Origin of the sequence: Leucobacter sp. M11 (genome assembly GCF_035726885.1) — a bacterium.
Lineage (GTDB): Bacteria > Actinomycetota > Actinomycetes > Actinomycetales > Microbacteriaceae > JAPFRB01.
Genome location: NZ_JAPFRB010000005.1, coordinates 47,554 through 50,908, shown reverse-complemented (window position 1 = coordinate 50,908; position 3,355 = coordinate 47,554). Strand labels below are relative to the sequence as shown.

Annotated in this window: 3 protein-coding genes; all 3 read left to right on the top strand. The window is 77.3% G+C overall.

The features are described 5' to 3' along the window. A partial coding sequence (locus OOT08_RS15500; protein ID WP_325093743.1) for an ABC transporter permease occupies positions 1 to 722 on the top strand: 722 nt, incomplete at its 5' end. After that, positions 719 to 2,428: an ABC transporter ATP-binding protein gene (locus tag OOT08_RS15495; RefSeq protein ID WP_325093742.1), complete on the top strand. Its 1,710-nt coding sequence runs from the start codon at positions 719 to 721 to the stop codon at positions 2,426 to 2,428. The genes OOT08_RS15500 and OOT08_RS15495, both read left to right, overlap by 4 nt. 160 nt (positions 2,429 to 2,588) lie before the next feature. Continuing rightward, the gene (locus OOT08_RS15490; RefSeq protein WP_325093741.1) at positions 2,589 to 3,350 is read left to right on the top strand and encodes an enoyl-CoA hydratase/isomerase family protein; all 762 of its coding nucleotides are present in this window, start codon (positions 2,589 to 2,591) and stop codon (positions 3,348 to 3,350) included. Positions 3,351 to 3,355 lie beyond the last annotated feature (5 nt).

The window sequence follows — 3,355 nt, the reverse complement described above, 5'->3', positions numbered from 1 at the left end:
TCACCCCGCTCGGCCCGCTCGCCGTTGACCCGGGGAACGCGTTCGCGCCCCCGGGCCCCGGGCACCCGCTCGGCACGGACCAGTCGGGCCGGGACGTGCTCAGCCGCATCGCGCACGGCAGCCGGGCCTCCCTCGCCATCGGGCTCGCGAGCACCGCGATCGGCGTGGGGCTCGGCGGGGCCCTGGGGATGATTGCGGGGCTCGGCGGGCGCGTCGCGGATCGTGTCGTGGGCCGCGTCATCGAGGCCCTCTTCGCGTTCCCCGGGCTCCTCCTCGCGCTGCTGCTCATCGCGGTGCGCGGCCCCGGGGTCGTCACCGTCACGGTCGCGGTGGGCCTGTCCACCGCCCCCGGCTACGCGCGCATCATCCGCGGCAGTATCCGGCAGGCCCGCGCCTCCGGCTTCGTCACCGCCGCCCGGTTGCAGGGCGACCCGGGCTGGCGGATCGCGCTGACCCGCATCCTCCCGCACACGCTCGGCCCGCTCGGGGTGCTCGCCGCGCTCGGCGTCGGCCAGGCGGTGCTCACGGCCTCCGCGCTCAGTTACCTCGGGCTCGGCGCTCCCCCGCCCGCGCCCGAGTGGGGCGCGATGCTCAACGCGGGCCGCCCCTATCTGGAGAGCGCCTGGTGGCTGACCGTGTTCCCCGGGCTCGCGATCCTCGCCGTTGGGGTCGCGACCGCGGTGCTCGGCCAGGGCCAGCAACATCTGAGGAGAGTCCGATGACCGCGCCGCTGCCCGCGCCCAATGCGCTGCCCGCCGCATCGCCCGATGCACAGCCCGGTGCACAGCCCACCGAGCTGCTCAGCATCGCCGAGCTCACGGTGCGCTTCCCCGGCCAGGACCGGCCGGCCGTGTCCGGGCTCAGCCTCAGCGTGCGCCCCGGCGAGATCGTCGCCCTCGTCGGCGAATCCGGCTCCGGGAAGACGCTCACCGCCAGGGCCGCCCTCGGCCTACTGCCCGCGGGAGCCCGGCAGGAGGGCGGCGCGCTGCGGCTGCTCGGCGACCCGGCCCCCGCCCCGGGCCAGGCCGCCTGGCGGCTGCACCGGGGTCGCGTCATCGGCCTCGTGCAGCAGGACCCGATGACCGCGCTCGATCCGCTCCGCACCCTGCTCGCCGAGGTGGGCGACCCCGTCCGCCTGCACGGCTCCGCCACCCGGCGGGAGCGGGCCGCCCGGGTGACCGAGGCGCTCGCGGACGCGGGCATCCCGGACGCCGCGGAACGCCTGAGGAGCCGCCCGGACCAGCTCTCGGGCGGGCAGCGGCAACGCGCCCTGATCGCCTCCGCGCTCATCCTCGACCCGCAGCTGATCATCGCCGACGAGCCAACGACCGCGCTCGACAGTGCGCTCCGCGGGCGGGTGCTCGGCCTGCTCACCGAGCGGGTCCGGGCGGGCGCGGGGATGCTCCTCGTCAGCCACGACCTCGCGAGCGTCGCCGAGGTCGCCGACCGGGTGCTCGTGATGCGGGCCGGGGCCGTGGTGGAGCAGGGCACCCCGGACGAGGTGCTGCGCGCCCCGCGGGAGCGCTACACGCGGGAACTCATCGCCGCCGTGCCCTGGGACCGGCCCCGCGGCGAGCCGCTGCTGCCGGAGGCCGCTCCCCGGGTTCCGGCCGCGCCCCCGCTGCCGGGGGGCGCCCCCCGCGTGCTCGACAGTGGGCCCGTGCTCAGCGCGACGGACGTCACGGTGCGCTACGGGCGCGGGGCCCAGGCCCGGACCGCGGTCGACGGGGTCAGCCTGGAACTCGTCCCCGGGGAAACCCTCGGCCTCGTGGGGGCCTCCGGCTCGGGCAAGAGCAGCCTGCTCGGCGCGCTGCTCGCGCTCCGCCGACCCCAGGCCGGCTCCGTGCGGCTGTTCGGCGAGCCCTGGCACGACCTGCCGGAGCGACGGCGCGCGCCCCTCCGACACCGCATCGCCCTGGTCCCGCAGGACCCGCTCGGCTCCTTCGACCCGCGGCTCACCGGGGCGGGAGTGCTCGCCGACGCGCTGCGCGCCGCGCACCGCGCGGGCGGGCCCCGGCCGAGCCGGGCGGCGGCCGCGGCGCTCGCGGAGCGGGTCGGGCTCGACCCGGCGCTGCTGCGCCGCTCCCCGGGGCGACTGTCCGGCGGGCAGCGGCAGCGGCTCGCGATCGCCCGGGCGCTCGCGGGATCCCCGCGGATCCTGCTGCTCGACGAGCCCGTGTCCGCGCTCGACGCGACCGTGCAGGCCCGGGTGCTCGACCTGCTCGACGGCATCCAGCGCGAGACGGGGGCGGCGTTCCTGCTCGTCTCGCACGACCTCGGCGTGATCCGGCACATGAGCGACCGGGTCGCGGTGCTCGACGCGGGGCGCATCGTGGACGAGGGCGACGCCCTGGACGTCATCGACCGCTCCGAGCATCCCGTCACGGCGGGGTTGCGCGCGGCGGCCCCGCGGCTCGCGGCGGGCTGACGCCGGGCATCCGTCAGCCGGTACGGGGCCGGGGCGCGCCCCTGTCGGAGCCCATAACGCGGCGGCGGGGGCGAGCGGGGCGGGTTGTGGGCTTCGACAGCGGGGTGCCGCGGCCCCGCCGGGCTGTCTAGGCTGGGAGTACCCGAACGAAGGAGTCCCCGTGGCCGAAGCCATCACGCTCAGCATCGCCGATCGCATCGCGACCGTCACCCTGAACCGCCCCGAGGCGATGAACACCCTGGATCAGGCCGGGGCGAACCGGTGGCTCGAGGTCGCGACCGAGGTCACGGGCTCTGAGCAGGTCTCCGCGGTGCTGCTGCGGGCCGAGGGGCGGGCCTTCTGCGCGGGCGGCGACCTCGGGGCGATGGCGGACCTCGGCTACGATGGGGCGGCGCTCACGACGCTCGCCGACACGATCCACGAGGGCATGCGCGTGTTCCGCGACGGCTCGGTGCCCATCGTGGCGGCCGTGCAGGGCGCGGTCGCCGGGGGCGGCCTCGGGCTGATGCTCGCGGCCGACCTGATCGTCGCGAGCGACCGGGCGAAGTTCTTCTCCCGCTACGCGAACGTCGGGCTCACCCCGGACTGCGGGACCAGCACCTTCCTGACCGAGTCGATCGGGGTGCGCCGCACCCTCGCGTTCACGCTGAGCGACCTCGGGCTCGACGCGGCGACGGCCCTCGACTGGGGGCTCATCACCGAGATTGCCGCGCCGGAGGCCGTCGAGGCCCGGGCGCGCGAGATCGCGGCGGGCTGGGCGAGCGGTCCGGCGCACGCCTACGGGCAGGCCCGCCGCCTCGTGCGCGCCGCCCCGACCCGGTCCTTCACGGAGAACCTCGCGGACGAGGCCCGCACGATCGGCGCGGCCATCGAGACCGACGACGCGCGGGCCCGCATCGCGGCCTTCCTCGGGCGCGCGTAGCGAGA

What these genes read in the sequence shown, in the direction of transcription:
- OOT08_RS15495 (WP_325093742.1), top strand. Translation starts at nt 719, where the DNA reads ATGACCGCGCCGCTGCCCGCGCCCAATGCGCTGCCCGCCGCATCGCCC.